Source organism: Halomonas salinarum, assembly GCF_012062845.1.
GTDB lineage: Bacteria > Pseudomonadota > Gammaproteobacteria > Pseudomonadales > Halomonadaceae > Onishia > Onishia salinarum.
In genome coordinates this window covers 47,140-62,120 of sequence record NZ_WWNB01000010.1, presented here as the reverse complement: position 1 = coordinate 62,120, position 14,981 = coordinate 47,140, and the positions used below count along the sequence as shown (strand labels likewise).

General features: G+C 61.6%; 11 protein-coding genes. 5 read left to right on the top strand and 6 right to left on the bottom strand.

The window, feature by feature from the left end:
• Window positions 1–53: 53 nt before the first annotated feature.
• Together HF027_RS08920 and HF027_RS08915 are read right to left on the bottom strand one after the other, a co-directional pair.
• Window positions 54–503, bottom strand: coding sequence for an NUDIX domain-containing protein (locus HF027_RS08920; protein WP_168014865.1), 450 nt, complete (start codon window positions 501–503; stop codon window positions 54–56).
• Window positions 500–1,195, bottom strand: a complete 696-nt coding sequence (locus tag HF027_RS08915; RefSeq protein WP_168014863.1) for a pseudouridine synthase — start codon at window positions 1,193–1,195, stop codon at window positions 500–502. Before HF027_RS08915 ends, HF027_RS08920 begins: the two co-directional genes overlap by 4 nt.
• 285 nt (window positions 1,196–1,480) lie before the next feature.
• Here HF027_RS08915 and HF027_RS08910 point away from each other — a divergent pair, with 285 nt between their 5' ends.
• The 3 genes from HF027_RS08910 (at window position 1,481) to clpA (ending at window position 6,802) form a co-directional block, all read left to right on the top strand.
• Window positions 1,481–3,715 carry an NADP-dependent isocitrate dehydrogenase gene (locus tag HF027_RS08910; protein WP_168014861.1) on the top strand — a complete coding sequence of 745 codons (2,235 nt, stop codon included), beginning with the start codon at window positions 1,481–1,483 and terminating at the stop codon, window positions 3,713–3,715.
• A gap of 260 nt (window positions 3,716–3,975) precedes the next feature.
• Window positions 3,976–4,362, top strand: coding sequence for an ATP-dependent Clp protease adapter ClpS (clpS, locus tag HF027_RS08905; protein WP_168014970.1), 387 nt, complete (start codon window positions 3,976–3,978; stop codon window positions 4,360–4,362).
• A gap of 157 nt (window positions 4,363–4,519) precedes the next feature.
• A complete protein-coding gene (gene clpA, locus HF027_RS08900) occupies window positions 4,520–6,802 on the top strand; it encodes an ATP-dependent Clp protease ATP-binding subunit ClpA (protein ID WP_168014859.1) in 2,283 nt (760 codons plus the stop codon).
• Between the two features lie 131 nt (window positions 6,803–6,933).
• Here the strand turns inward: clpA and infA are convergent, their stop codons facing one another.
• The 3 genes from infA to aat form a co-directional block, all read right to left on the bottom strand.
• Window positions 6,934–7,152, bottom strand: a complete 219-nt coding sequence (gene infA, locus HF027_RS08895; RefSeq protein WP_007111068.1) for a translation initiation factor IF-1 — start codon at window positions 7,150–7,152, stop codon at window positions 6,934–6,936.
• A 190-nt stretch (window positions 7,153–7,342) separates the two neighbouring features.
• Window positions 7,343–8,083, bottom strand: coding sequence for an arginyltransferase (locus HF027_RS08890; RefSeq protein WP_168014857.1), 741 nt, complete (start codon window positions 8,081–8,083; stop codon window positions 7,343–7,345).
• 2 nt (window positions 8,084–8,085) lie between these two features.
• Entirely contained in the window at window positions 8,086–8,811 is a 726-nt protein-coding gene (aat, locus tag HF027_RS08885; RefSeq protein ID WP_168014968.1) for a leucyl/phenylalanyl-tRNA--protein transferase, read from the bottom strand.
• Window positions 8,812–9,076: 265 nt separating this feature from the next.
• Here aat and HF027_RS08880 point away from each other — a divergent pair, with 265 nt between their 5' ends.
• Window positions 9,077–12,478, top strand: coding sequence for a DNA translocase FtsK (locus tag HF027_RS08880; RefSeq protein ID WP_245184616.1), 3,402 nt, complete (start codon window positions 9,077–9,079; stop codon window positions 12,476–12,478).
• 156 nt (window positions 12,479–12,634) lie between these two features.
• Window positions 12,635–13,264 carry an outer membrane lipoprotein periplasmic chaperone LolA gene (gene lolA / locus HF027_RS08875; protein WP_168014855.1) on the top strand — a complete coding sequence of 210 codons (630 nt, stop codon included), beginning with the start codon at window positions 12,635–12,637 and terminating at the stop codon, window positions 13,262–13,264.
• Between the two features lie 173 nt (window positions 13,265–13,437).
• Here lolA and HF027_RS08870 read toward each other — a convergent pair whose 3' ends face one another.
• Window positions 13,438–14,775, bottom strand: coding sequence for a replication-associated recombination protein A (locus HF027_RS08870; protein ID WP_168014853.1), 1,338 nt, complete (start codon window positions 14,773–14,775; stop codon window positions 13,438–13,440).
• Between the last annotated feature and the right edge of the window lie 206 nt (window positions 14,776–14,981).

The following is a 14,981-nucleotide window of genomic DNA, read 5'->3' as shown; positions in this document are numbered from 1 at the left end:
GCCGTTGTTGCCTATTCGCCCGGCAATGAGGCGCCCCTTGCGTCAGGATAGGGTCAGCGTTCCTGGATCACATCCAGAGGGAAGGTGCGGCCTCGTTTCACATCGCGGATTCGCCGCATCACCAGCGGGCTTCTCAGTCGACCGGCTCTTTCCAGCGTCTCGAGCTCATCCAGCGTCAGCCAGTGGATCGCCAGAATATCCGGGTCCAGGTCATTACCGAGGTGCGCCAGTGCCATGCCGGAAAAACCGTGGCTATGGAAGGTGAGGCCGTCCGGCGAGTGGTAAACATAGAGGCCCAGGTAATCCGTGATGCCTACGTGCCAGGCGGTTTCCTCACGGATTTCACGTTCAGCGGCGGCGCGTATGCCTTCGTTGGGCTCCAGGTGGCCGGCGGGCTGGTTGAATAGCGTATGAGGCCTGCCACGGTCCTCCTCGACCATCAGGAAGCGTCCGGCACGTTCGATCACGGTGGCCACCGTGACCCGAGGCGACCAGCGACTCATCGTTTCCCCCGTGACGTCTTGCGCTGTCGGCTGCTTACGTTTCCGTTTTGGTCACCCTTTGCCTGCTCGCCCCGTCCCTTCGCCCTCTGCTTGCCTGCCTTGCCTTGCTCGCCGGGGCGTTGGGGCTTGGACGGGGCATGTAGCGTTTGGCGGCGCCATTCCCCGGCTGCCAGACCGTCGAGTCGCCAGGCGCCGATGGCGACGCGGATCAGACGCAGGGTAGGGTGGCCGATTTCAGCGGTCATGCGGCGCACCTGGCGGTTACGTCCCTCGCTGATGGTCAGTTCCAGCCAGCGGGTAGGAATCTGGCGACGCTCGCGTACCGGCGGGTTGCGTGGACCGACGGGTGGCGCGTCGAGTCGGCGTACCTTGGCGGGCCGCGTCGGGCCATCATTGAGCAATACTCCCTGGCGCAGGGCCTCCAGCGCTGCCGCGTCGGGTTCGCCCTCTACCTGTACCCAATAGGTCTTGGGTTGCTTGTGCTTGGGATGCGCGATGCGGTGGATCAGTTCGCCGTCGTCACAAAGCAGCAGCAGACCCTCGGAGTCGTAGTCGAGGCGCCCGGCCGGATAGATATCCGGCACCTGGATGACATCGGCCAGGGTGGCGCGCCGCTCTCCGGGTTCGCCGGAGCGGTCGGTGAACTGGGATAGCATCCGGAAAGGCTTGTGTAGGAGGTAGAGAGTGCTCATGAGCACTAGCTTACCGGCAAGCGGCGTGGGATGGCAGGGGCGTCTTAGCATTATTGCTTATGCGCCGAGTCGAGCACGCTGATATAATGCGCCAGCTTACCGGAAGCGCCCTCGACCCAGCTGGGGCCTGCTGACAACACCTTGCTGGGCGCAGATGTTCCCTGAAATACCCGGCGCAATCCCCTTGCCGGGCAGGTTGCAATGAGCCCCTGAGGCGGACATCGTGATCGCGCGCTACCGATCCAGTTTCATGCCACCGCAGTGACCAGAGAGATCAACGCCAACATGTCAAAAACGCCGAAGATTATCTATACGCTCACCGACGAAGCGCCGGCCCTGGCTACCTATTCCCTGCTGCCGATCATTGATGCCTACACCGATTCCGCTGGTATCACCGTGGAGACCCGGGATATTTCCCTGGCCAGTCGCATCATTTGCCTGTTTCCCGAATACCTGAGCGATGAGCAAAAAATCGGCGATCACCTCTCTGAGTTGGGTGATCTGGCCAAGACACCCGAAGCCAATATCATCAAGCTGCCCAATATCAGTGCCTCGGTACCGCAGCTCAAGACGGCCATTCGTGAGTTGCAGAGCCAAGGATACAAGTTACCCGATTATCCCGAAGAGCCCAGCAGCGACGTGGAGCGCGACATTCAGGCGCGCTATGACCGGGTCAAGGGTAGTGCCGTTAATCCGGTGCTGCGCGAAGGCAACAGCGATCGTCGCGCACCCAAGTCGGTCAAGAACTACGCCCGCAAGTATCCTCACCGCATGGGTGAGTGGAGTGCCGACTCGCAGTCACATGTTGCCTGCATGAGCGAGGGCGACTTCTACGGCAGTGAGCAATCCACCACCATGACAGCCGATGGCGCCGTCAAGGTGGAACTGGTCGGCAAGGATGGCACGACCCAGGTCCTCAAGGAGAAAGTCTCGGTATTGGCCGGCGAAGTGATCGACGCCGCCGTCATGAGCCACAAGGCGCTCTCCTCCTTTATCGCCGAGCAGATTGCCGACGCCAAGACGCGTGATGTGCTTTTCTCTCTGCACCTCAAGGCCACCATGATGAAGGTCTCCGACCCGATCATGTTTGGCATTGTGGTCGAGACCTTTTATCGCGAAGTGCTCAACAAGCATGCCGAGGTGCTGGAGAAGGTGGGCTTCGATGCCAACAACGGCATCGGTGATCTATATGCCACCATTGCCAAGCTGCCCACCGAGAAGCAGGCTGAAATCAAGGCAGATATTGACGCCCTCTACGCTGAGCGTCCGTCTCTGGCGATGGTCGATTCCCACAAGGGCATTACCAACCTTCACGTGCCAAGCGATGTGATCATCGACGCCTCCATGCCGGCGATGATTCGTGACTCAGGCAAGATGTGGGGTGCCGATGATGCCTTGCACGATGCCAAGGCGGTGATTCCGGACCGCTGTTACGCCACCATCTATCAGGCCACCATCGACGACTGTAAAGCCCATGGTGCCTTCGATCCGACCACCATGGGTAGCGTGCCCAACGTCGGCCTGATGGCCCAGAAAGCCGAGGAGTACGGCTCGCACGACAAGACCTTCCAGATTCCCGCTGACGGTACCGTGCGCGTCACCGGCGATGGTGGCGAGGTGATCTTCGAGCATGCCGTGGAGGAAGGCGATATCTGGCGCATGTGCCAGGCCAAGGACGCCCCGATCAAGGATTGGGTCAAGCTGGCCGTGGCGCGCGCGCGTGACAGCGAGACGCCGGCTATCTTCTGGCTGGACGCCCAGCGCGCCCATGACGCGGAGCTGATCAACAAGGTCGAGACCTACCTCAAGGATCATGACACCAGCGGTCTGGATATCCGCATCATGGCGCCGGTAGAGGCGATGAATTTCACCCTGGAGCGTACCCGCCGCGGTGAAGACACCATTTCGGTGACCGGTAACGTGCTGCGCGATTATCTCACCGACCTTTTCCCGATCATGGAGCTTGGCACCAGTGCCAAGATGCTTTCCATCGTGCCGCTGATGAATGGCGGGGGGCTGTTCGAGACCGGCGCAGGCGGTTCTGCGCCCAAGCATGTTCAGCAGCTCATCGAAGAGAACCATCTGCGCTGGGACTCCCTGGGCGAGTTTCTGGCCCTGGCGGCGTCGCTGGAGCACCTGGGCAAGACCTTCGATAATGCCCGCGCTCGAGTGTTGGCCAAGGCACTGGACGAGGCCAATGGCAAGTTCCTGGACAGCAACAAGTCGCCGTCGCGCAAGGTCGGTGAACTGGACAATCGCGGCAGCCACTTCTATCTGGCGGTCTATTGGGCCGAGGCTCTGGCCGCCCAGGATGAGGACCAGGAGCTGAAGACGTTGTTCGGCAAGCTGGCCGAAGAATTCCATGCCAAGGAATCGGTGATCGTCGAGGAACTGACCGCAGTGCAGGGTAAGCCCGTGGATATTCAGGGGTATTACCACCCCGACGGCGAGCTGACCGAGAAAGCCATGCGCCCGAGTGAGACCCTGAATGCGGCGCTGGCGTTGGTCGCCAAGGGCTAAGCGTCTTTCGTTGCTCTCGGCACGCATGTGCTCCGGCCCTCGTCCGCCTGGCGGACGAGGGCCCTTTACGTTTTACGTTCTCGACAAAGCGCCTGCGCAGCGTGCCTGGTAAGCGATCTTGAAGGCCCATACGAGCAAGGGCCTTGCAAGCGGCGCATCACGGCCGCATCTTATGAACTGAACCCCCGGCGAGCCTTGGCGTCCAACTACAGTTGATGCGTTCATGGATTACCGGCTTGAGAAGATGGGTAACGCCTTTTATGTTCAAGATAGACGACCCTTACACTAGTCACGCCATAGCGTCACTGGAAGCTGGCATGACACGGCCGTCCGACCCTCAGGAAGAGGGCGATGATGACGTAGCGGTTGAGAATGCCGAGCCGGATCTGGCACCGCCGCCCATGTACAAGGTGGTCTTGCACAACGATGACTTCACGCCGATGGAGTTCGTTGTCGAGGTGCTGCAGACCTTCTTCAACATGGACAGTGAAAAGGCCGTGCAAGTGATGTTGGCAGTGCATACCCAAGGCAAAGCGACCTGTGGGATTTTTACCCGCGACATTGCTGAAACCAAAAGCCATCAAGTCAATCAATATGCAAAGGAGTGTCAACACCCGCTTTTGTGCGATATCGACACAGCCGACTGACGACTGGCAAGCTGATTGTCAGGCAAACGGAATACAGCCAGTGCAGGATCGGCATGACCGGCTCGAACCTCGAGCTTGTGAATCCCGAGAATGTACCCGATGGTGAAATTGCCGGCGATTGCCGGCCGACGCCCGAGGTGGCGAGAAGGGGACTGCCATGCTGAGCAAAGAACTCGAACTCACGCTGAATACGGCCTTTACCGTGGCGCGTTCCAAGCGTCATGAGTTCATGACCGTCGAACACCTGCTATTGGCGCTGCTGGATAATGCTTCAGCGTCAGACGTGTTGCGTGCCTGCGGTGCCAATCTGGACAAGTTGCGCTCGGATCTGCAGGACTTCATTAATTCCACCACGCCGCTGATTCCCGAGGATCAGAACGACCGTGAAACGCAGCCGACCCTGGGCTTCCAGCGTGTGCTGCAACGTGCGGTCTTCCATGTACAGTCCTCCGGCAAGAGCGAGGTCACCGGGGCCAATGTGCTGGTGGCGATCTTCTCCGAGCAGGAAAGCCAGGCGGTCTACTTCCTGAAGCAGCAGAATGTGGCGCGAGTGGATGCCGTTAACTACATCGCCCATGGCATCTCCAAGGTCTCGGGACATGGCCAGCAGTCGTCGTCTTCGCCGTCTCAGGACGCCGAGGAGGCCGAAGAGGGCGTCAGCGAGGGCAATGCCCACCCGCTGACCGGTTACGCCACCAACCTGAATGAGCAGGCGCGCCTCGGCAAGATCGACCCGCTGATCGGTCGCGACCATGAACTCGAGCGCGTGGTGCAGATCCTTGCCCGCCGGCGCAAGAACAACCCGCTGCTGGTGGGCGAGGCTGGCGTGGGCAAGACCGCCATCGCGGAAGGCCTGGCCAAGCGTATCGTCGAGGAAGACGTGCCCGAGGTGATTGCCGACGCGGTCGTCTACTCCCTGGACATGGGCGCACTGCTCGCCGGTACCAAGTATCGGGGCGACTTTGAAAAGCGTCTGAAGAGCCTGCTGGCCGAGCTCAAGAAGCAGCCCAATTCGATCCTGTTCATCGATGAGATCCATACCGTGATCGGTGCTGGCGCAGCCTCTGGCGGGGTCATGGACGCCTCCAATCTGCTCAAGCCGTTGCTTTCATCGGGAGAGTTGCGCTGCATCGGTTCGACTACGTTCCAGGAATTCCGTGGGATCTTCGAGAAGGATCGGGCACTGGCGCGTCGCTTCCAGAAAGTCGACGTCATGGCGCCGTCCGTCGAGGACACCATCCGCATTCTCAAGGGACTACGCGGCCGCTTCGAGGAGCATCACAAGCTCAAGTATACCGATGGGGCGCTGGAGAGCGCGTCGCGGCTTGCTGATCGCTACATCAATGACCGGTACCTGCCGGACAAGGCCATCGACGTGATCGATGAGGCTGGTGCCCATCAGCGGTTGCTGCCGCCAGAAGTGCGGGTGGATACCATCGACGTCGACCAGGTCGAGGCGGTCGTGGCCTCCATTGCCCGTATTCCGCCGAAGAGTGTCTCCAACTCCGACCGCAAGCTACTCGAGAATCTCGAGCGTGACCTGAAGATGCTGGTCTTCGGTCAGGACGAGGCGATCACGGGCCTGGCAGCCGCCATCAAACTGTCTCGGGCGGGACTCAAGTCGCCGGACAAGCCTGTTGGCAGCTTCCTGTTCAGTGGCCCCACCGGTGTTGGCAAGACCGAAGTGGCTCGCCAGTTGGCCTCGCTAATGGGGGTCGAGCTGGTGCGCTTCGACATGTCCGAGTACATGGAGCGTCACACCGTGTCGCGCTTGATCGGTGCACCGCCAGGCTATGTTGGCTATGACCAGGGCGGGCTTCTGACGGAAGCCGTCACCAAGCAACCGCATTGCGTGCTGCTGCTTGATGAAATCGAGAAGGCTCATCCGGATGTCTTCAACCTGCTGCTGCAGGTCATGGACCACGGCCGCTTGACTGACAATAACGGCCGAGAGGCGGATTTCCGCCATGTCGTGCTGGTCATGACCTCAAATGCCGGGGCCGAGCAGATCACGCGTCGTTCCATCGGCTTCAATCCGCAGGATCATTCGACCGATGGCATGGAGGTGATTCGCAAGACCTTCTCACCGGAGTTCCGCAACCGTCTGGATGGCATTATTCCGTTCAGCTCGCTGCCCGCCGAAGTGGTGCGCAGCGTGGTCGACAAGTTCCTGGTTGAGCTCCAGGCCCAGCTTGATGAGAAACGGGTGCAGCTTGACGTCGACGAGGACGCGCGTGCCTGGTTGGCTGAGCGTGGATATGATCCCGACATGGGGGCGCGCCCGATGGCTCGCCTGATTCAGGAAAAGCTCAAGAAGCCACTGGCCGAGATGATTCTGTTCGGCAACCTGGCCGAGCAAGGTGGGGTCGTTCACGTGACACTGGACGAGAGCAGCGACGAGTTGCACCTCGCCACCGAAGAAGAACTCGCGGAACCTTGAGGGTTCGGAGCCTTGATGGTTTGATGGCGATACCTGCCTAGCCACCACCGACCGGCGCCCTGTCTGATGACGGGGCGTCTTCTTTTGGCCGGTCGGTTGGTGAAAGGCGCGCCGGGACGGGGCCGGGACGCTTAACGGGAACGGTAGACGATGCGTCCCTTGGACAGATCGTAGGGAGTCAGCTCGACCTTGACCTTGTCGCCGGTAAGGATGCGGATGTAATTCTTGCGCATCTTGCCCGAGATGTGGGCGGTCACGACGTGGCCGTTTTCCAGCTCGACGCGAAACATGGTGTTGGGCAGCGTATCGACGATGACGCCTTCCATTTCGATATGGTCTTCACGAGCCATATAGGCATTTCCTCATGATGGTGATTAGCAAAGCGATGTCTTGATGATGACTGCGCCGGTAGCATCGCGGCCGGAAAGGCCGGGATTGGGACGGAACGTTGGCCACCTATCATCAATATAGCGCGGTATTGTGCCGTATGCCGGACGTCAAGGCAAAACATGCTGTGCTTGAGCGCTGTTCAGCGCTGCCTCATGCCATTGGAATCGTGCGTCGCCAGTGGCGACCATCGAGGTATTCCAGGGGCTGAAAATAGCGCTTGTAGTCCATCTTCCGGCATTCACGAATCCAGTAGCCCAGATAGACGTGTGGCAGTTGCTCGCTGCGGGCGCGTTCGATCAGGTGCAGTACCGCGAAAGTGCCCAGTGAGCGCCGAGCAAGCGTCGGTGATGGGTCGAAGAAGGTATAGATGGCTGACAGACCGTGGCCCAGCCTATCGATGGCGGTGACGGCCACCAGCTGATCGCCGAGCCGAAACTCCAGCAGGCGTGCATAGGCATGGTCCAGCGTCAGGAAGGTGCGGTACTGCTCGTGACTGGGTGGAAACATGTCGCCATCGGCATGGCGCGTGCGCACATAGCGGGCATAGAGTTCATAGTGTTCGGGGTCATAGCTGGCGTCACGTTCATGCACCGTCAGGTCGGCATTGCGATTGATGAGCCTGCGCTGACTGCGACTGGCGGCAAACTCCGCGACCGGTATGCGTACCGAGATGCAGGCACGACATCCCTCACAATGAGGTCGATAGAGGTGTCGACCGCTGCGGCGGAACCCGAGTAGGGTCAGGGCATCGTAGATCCCCTGGCCGGGAGATTCCTGAGGATCAAGAAAGAGGGTGGTCGCTTCGTGCCCCTCGAGATAGCTGCAGGCATGAGGGACCGTCAGGAAAAAGCGCAGGTCCCGAACCGGATGTTGCGGAGCGCGACTGCTCACGTTCAACGGCCCCCTTCGTCATTGATGTCATCGTGGCGGGGCGTGGTGAACATTCGCGGCGCGATGCTCTTTTGCCCCTCAATATACTGATCAAGATAGCTGATGAATTCCTGGCGAGCGATCTCGCGTGCGCCCATGCTGGCGAGATGCGAGGTATGCATCTGGCAGTCGATCATACCGCCGCCCAAGGCTTGAAGCTGGCGGGTCAGATGCACCAGCGCGACCTTGGAGGCATCGGGTTCACGGCTAAACATGGATTCACCGAAGAACACACGGCCCATGCCGACGCCGTAAAGACCACCGACCAGGCAGCCGTCGCGCCAGACTTCGACCGAGCGTGCATAGCCAAGCGAGTGCAGCGCAATATAGGCTTCGCGCATCTCCTCGTTGATCCAGGTGCCTTCCTCCGCTGATCGTACGGCGGCGCAGGCTTCAATCACTGACGGGAATGCCGTGTTCCATGTCACCGTGAAGCCCGCATTGCGCAGCCGTTTGGCCAGGCTGCGGCGAATGCGAAGCTCTTCAGGGAACAGCACCATGCGTGGGCTGGGGCTCCACCACAGGATCGGCTGACCGTCGCTGAACCAGGGGAAAATGCCGCGGCGATAGGCGGCGATCAGCCAGTCAGGCGTAAGCGAGCCGCCTGCGGCGAGCAAGCCATCCGGCTCGTCGAGTGCCTGTTCGAGCGAAGGAAAATGCACAGGAGAGGGGGGCAACCAGGGCAGCATGGTGAGAACGAGTTCGTTGTTGGAGAGACGAGAGTGTCTCAAGGGCTGTGTTTAACGCGAGGTGTTCAAATGCGGTGGTTCAGGCTTAGTGTGACGGGGTTAGCGGTCCGCCTCAAGCATGTCATGGTCCCTGGGGGCGAATGTCTGGCGGCGCGGGAGAATGAAGAGTGGCATGGCCCCTGTGCCCTGACCCCAAGGCTCGGTATCATGCCTGTCGATGTAGGACACACGAAGACGCCACAGACGGCGCAAGGGGAATGGCGACTTGAGTGTCAACAACAAGGCAAGTAGCCGCCGCGAATCGGCGGCCGGTGCCAAGGAGAGGGCGCGCCACTTCGGGGTGCGACTGCAAGGTGCCGCCCGTGAGGGCGTGGTGATTTTGCTGCTGGCAGCCTGTGTTTTCCTGCTGCTGGCCATGTTCAGCTATGAGGCGTCGGATCCCGGCTGGTCGCATAGTGGCCCGGATGTGACGGTGAGCAACTGGATGGGCCCTGTGGGCGCCTGGCTTGCGGATGTGCTGTATTCGCTGTTCGGTGCCAGTGCTCTCTGGTGGCCGGGCATGCTGGGATTCGCCGGCTGGCGGATGAGCCGTGTGCGCCAGGTGAACCTTGAATGGGACACCCTGGGGCTCGCTGTGCGCACCGGTGGGCTCTTCCTGCTGGTGATGGGGACGACCACCCTCGGGGCCTTGCATTTCTTCAATCCGGAAAGCGGGCTGCCCTATGCCGCCGGCGGCATCATCGGTGAGGAAATGGTGCGCAGCCTGACACCCCTGGTGGGCAATCATGGCACCACCTTGCTGTCATTAGTTGCGCTGCTGTGTGGTTTTCCGCCTTTCACCGGGGTCTCCTGGCTGAGAGTGATGGATGAGGCCGGCCATCTGATGCAACGCGGCATTGCCTGGTGCCGTGATCGGGCACAACGAGCACGCGATGAAGCCGATGCCCTGAGTGTGGACGCCGATTCTGCTGGCGAATCCGAGCAGGCGTCAGAGTCGACGGCGTTTGCCGATGCCAATGATGAGACGACAGTATCCGCCCGTTGGTGGCAGCGCCTTTGGCCCTGGAGTCGCCGCTATAGCGACGATGAGATGCCCAAGGGTGGGCCAGGGCTTCGTGAGCCACAGTGGAATCCTGATCAAGGCACCGACATACCTTGGGATGTGCCCGAGCGCACGCCCTCCGCCAAACAGCCCGGTGCTGCCTATAGTGAGCGCTTCGCGCCTCAGGCTGCGTCCGAAAAGGCATCCACCGCTGAGCCGGCGGCCCAGTCTGCAGCCGCTATGACAGCTGCTTCAACAGCGGCTGGCGAGGCACATCCAACCAGCGCCGCATCCACATCGCAGGCTGCGGCCACGACGGAAAGCGCGCCGTCGGCGAGAAAGCGCACCGCAGAACCCGAGGCGTCAAAGGCGCCCCCGATGCGTGCCGAGACGATTCCCGAGCCTGTGTTGCCGGATGACGAGGAGGCGCCCTGGGCCGGGATGTCGCTGCGCGCCGAGCGGGATATGCCGGCCAAGGACTCGGAAATTCCCCGGGAACCGGCTCAAGCCTCGGTCTCAGAACCGGCATCAGCCTCAGATACCGAGGCCGAGACTGGCTCTGTATCTGAGGCAACCGAGCCCTACCAGGAGCAGGATGATCGCCCCGCACCGGCGATGGCGTCCTCTGCGTCCGCCCCGCAATCCGTTGCCCGCCATGGGCGCCGTGAGCCGATGATCAGCTGGCAGGAAGCGGACTGGGACGACGAAGCGCCGACCAGAGAGGAGTCATCGCGTGACTCCGTACGAGATGAAGCACCTGAGCTAGCGGGGGACGCAGGCCGTGAGGCACCCGAAGCAGCGCCATCGGCGGCCCCAGTGCCGCCGGCAGCCTCGGAGCCCGCGCCGAACCCCGCATCGGATGGCGCAGGCCATCATGAGCGCGTGTCTACGGCAACAAGGCCGGAAGCAGACGAGGACGTGACGCAAGACAAGGCAGGCACGCCAGAGCCCGCCTCAGTGGCGCACGCCGATGTGCGCCCCGCGTCTCCTTTAGAGCCGAGAGTCGCCAGCGCCGACCAGGCCCGTGCCGCGGCTGATGATCCGGGTGAACCTGCGCTGTGGACCGTCGAGCACCTGCAGAATCAACGCTCTACGGTTGACGATCTGCCGGACCTGGATGGGAAATTGCCCTCCTTGCGGCTGCTGACGCCCGCCGAGGCCCAAAAGCCCAACTACAGCGAGGAACAGCTCGCCGAGATGGCCGAACTGCTCGAGGTGCGCTTGCGCGAGTATGGCGTCAAGGCCGAGGTGGTGCACACCTGGCCTGGTCCCGTGATCACGCGCTTCGAGATCAAGCCCGCTGCCGGGGTCAAGGTCTCCAAGATCAGTAACCTGGCCAAGGACCTGGCGCGCTCCTTGATGGTCAAGAGCGTGCGGGTGGTCGAGATCATTCCCGGTCGTCCCACGGTCGGCATCGAGATTCCCAATCCGCACCGGGCGATGATTCGTCTGCGCGAGGTCATCGATTCCGATTGCTATCAGGATGAGGGCTCGCCGTTGACCATGGCGCTGGGTCAGGATATCGGCGGGGCACCGGTGGTCGCCAACCTGGGCAAGATGCCGCATCTGTTGGTCGCTGGTACCACCGGCTCGGGCAAGTCGGTAGGCGTCAATGCCATGTTGATCTCGATGCTGCTCAAGGCCTCGCCCGATGAAGTCCGCATGATCATGGTCGACCCCAAGATGCTGGAGCTGTCGGTGTATGACGGTATTCCGCATCTTCTGGCGCCGGTGGTCACCGACATGAAGGAGGCCGCCAATGCCCTGCGCTGGTGCGTGGCCGAGATGGAGCGTCGTTACAAGCTGATGGCGGCCATGGGCGTGCGCAATATTGCCGGCTTCAACGCCAAGCTCGACGAGGCCGAGCGGGCCGGGGCCCAGGTCGCCGACCCGCTATGGGAGCCCCAGCCCTGGCAGATGCATGAGGCCCCGCCGGTGCTTGAGAAGCTGCCCTATATCGTGGTGGTGATCGACGAGTTCGCCGACATGTTCATGATCGTCGGCAAGAAGGTCGAGGAGCTGATCGCGCGACTGGCCCAGAAGGCGCGTGCCGCCGGTATCCATCTGATCCTCGCCACCCAGCGGCCCTCGGTGGACGTGGTGACGGGGCTGATCAAGGCCAACATTCCGACCCGCATGGCCTTCCAGGTGTCCTCGCGCATCGACTCGCGGACCATCCTCGATCAGGGCGGTGCCGAGAACCTGCTGGGTCATGGTGACATGCTCTACCTGCCGGCCGGCGCAGGTTTGCCGATGCGTGTGCATGGCGCCTTCGTCGATGACGATGAGGTGCACCGGGTCGCCGAGGACTGGAAGCGTCGCGGCGAACCTGAGTACATCGATGAGATCCTTTCTGGCGGTGTCTCAGCGGATGCCCTGACGGGACTCGAGGGAGATGGCGGTAGCGGCGATGACGACGCCGAGCAAGACGCGCTCTACGACGAGGCGGTGATGTTCGTCACCGAGTCGCGTCGCGCCTCGATCTCGGCCGTACAGCGTCGCTTCAAGATTGGCTATAACCGTGCAGCGCGCCTGGTCGAGACCATGGAAGGCGCCGGTGTGGTGTCATCCATGGGCACCAACGGTTCCCGCGAAGTGCTGGCGCCGCCGCCGGTAGGCGACTGACGCCGCTCGTTGTCGTTTCACAAATCGTGCAGCAAACAAGGAAGGCGCGTCGCCGGGGCAACCTGGCGCCGCGTCCCCTGTCTGAGTAGTGCGTCTTTGCTGAATGCACGCGAAGACAGGACATATTCGCCGGCCATTGCCGGCCAAGGAGACGCCATGACACCGACACGCCTTGCCACCTTCGGCTTTGCCCTGATGATGCCCCTCACGGCGCTTGCTGATGCCGGCGCCGAGCGTCTGACGCAGTTGCTTGAGCCGATCAACACCTATCAGGCTGACTTTGAGCAGCAGATCCTCGATGGCAGCGGCCAACGCCTGCAACAGGCGAGCGGTCGCATGTGGCTATCGCGTCCGGGACGCTTTCGCTGGGAGGTTGAGTCCCCCTATCGTCAGGAGGTGGTCTCCGACGGTGACGATGTCTATCTGCATGATCCGGACCTTGAACAGGTCACCGTGCAGCCGCTGGATACACGGGTGACTCATACCCCGGCTCTGCTGCTCTCGGGCAGCGTCGATGAGCTGACCGCAAACTACGACGTCGAGCGTCGCCAGCAGGGCACTGCCGAGACCTTTACCCTCGACCCTCGCAGCCCGGATACGCTCTTCGAGGAGCTACAGCTGACGTTCTACTCGGAAGAGCTTGGCATGCTGCAGATGACCGACAGTACCGGCCAGCGCACGGCCATCGACTTCGGGAACGTGGAGCAGAATGCCAACATTGATGAAGCGCGTTTTAATTTCCAGATTCCCGACGGGGTCGATGTGATAAGGGAGACCGCGCGCTAAAGCCCTCGAGGTGACGTCCCCGTCTGTATCATCGGCCTTGTCGTATCCAAGTGCTTAAGCCCCAGTACCAACGCCCAAATACCCAAGCCCCTGAGCCTTACGGCCGGGGGCTTTCGGTTTGTGTTTTACTTTTTTTGTGGGAGCTTGGGCTTTTCTGGCGGACCCGCGCTACATCAGCCCTGCTGGTCGGCCTGTGCATCGAGCTCGGCGCGCCAGTCGAGCATCTGTTTGAAGCGTTTCTCCTGACCGTATTCGCTGGGGGCGTAGAGACGGGTGCGTGGCGCGCCCTCGGGCCAGCAGTCATGCGATGACCCGGCGGGGTAGCCGTTGGGTTCATTATGGGCGTAGCGATACCCCTGGCCGTGGCCGAGAGACTCCATCAGCTTGGTAGGCGCATTGCGTAGATAACTGGGGACTTCCAGGGTCGGGTGCTCGGCGGCAAATGCCTTGGCTCTGTTCCAGGCCTGGTCAATGGCATTGCTCTTGGGGGCAATGGCCAGATGAATGGCCGCCTGGGCGATAGCCCGCTGGCCTTCATAGTCGCCCAGGCGCAGGTAGGCATCCCAGGCGGCCATGACCAGCGGCAGCGCCCGTGGGTCGGCATTGCCGACGTCTTCTGAGGCGATTGCCGTCAGTCGCCGGATCACATCCAAGGGGTCACCCCCGCCCTGGGTAAACTGGGCGATGTAGAGCAGTGCCGCATCGACGCGCGAGGAGCGGATCGACTTGTGGATGGCGGAGAGCAGGTCGTAGAAGTGATCGCCCTGCTTGTCGAAGGCACTGGCCTGATGGCCGAGCACTTCGGCCAGGCCCTCCTTCTCGAGCCGTTCTCCGCCATCGTCGGGTACGGCGAAGTCGCAGGCCGTTTCCAGAAGGCCGAGCGCCCGGCGGGCATCACCGCCAGCGGCATGGGCCAGCAGCTTGAGTACCTCATCTTCGGCACGGATATGCCTTGTTCCCAGGCCGCGCTCCCGGTCCTCAAGGGCCTGGCGCAGCACCGAGAGCAGCTCTTCTTCATCGAGCGCCTTGAGCACATAGACCCTGGCCCGAGACAGCAGCGCCGAGTTGACCTCGAAGGAAGGGTTCTCGGTGGTGGCACCAATCAGCGTCAGAAGGCCCGATTCCACATGCGGCAGCAGGGCATCCTGCTGGCTCTTGTTGAGGCGGTGGATCTCATCAAGGAACAGTAGAGTAGGACGGTTCTGGCCCTGGGCTACTCCCGCCCGTTCCACGGCCGCGCGGATATCCTTGACCCCTGCCATCACGGCCGACATGTGCTCAAGCTCGGCGCCGGACTCATTGGCGAGGATCTCAGCAAGGGTGGTCTTGCCGACACCCGGTGGGCCCCACAGGATCATCGAACGCACCGTGGCGGTTTCGACCATGCGGCGCAGCGGCTTTCCGGGGCCGACCAGAGCTTGCTGACCGATATAGTCGCTCAGCTGGCGCGGTCTCATCCGGTAGGCTAGGGGAGCATGCTCCTGGGCGTGCTGCTGGCTGAAAAGGTCCATGTTGATCGGGTCCTCTGGCGGGAGTGTTCGGCGTCGCTTTTCAGTACAAATATCTATAAGAATAGAGCTGATGGCGCTAGGCAGGTCGGTGGTGAAGGCGCTAGGGTTAGACATTCTAGGCTGGCAGCCGGTGGGTCACCATAGATTTACTTATTAGGTATATCTAAAAAGGGTAGAGTGTACAGGATGCGCTTGTGAGGTAAGCC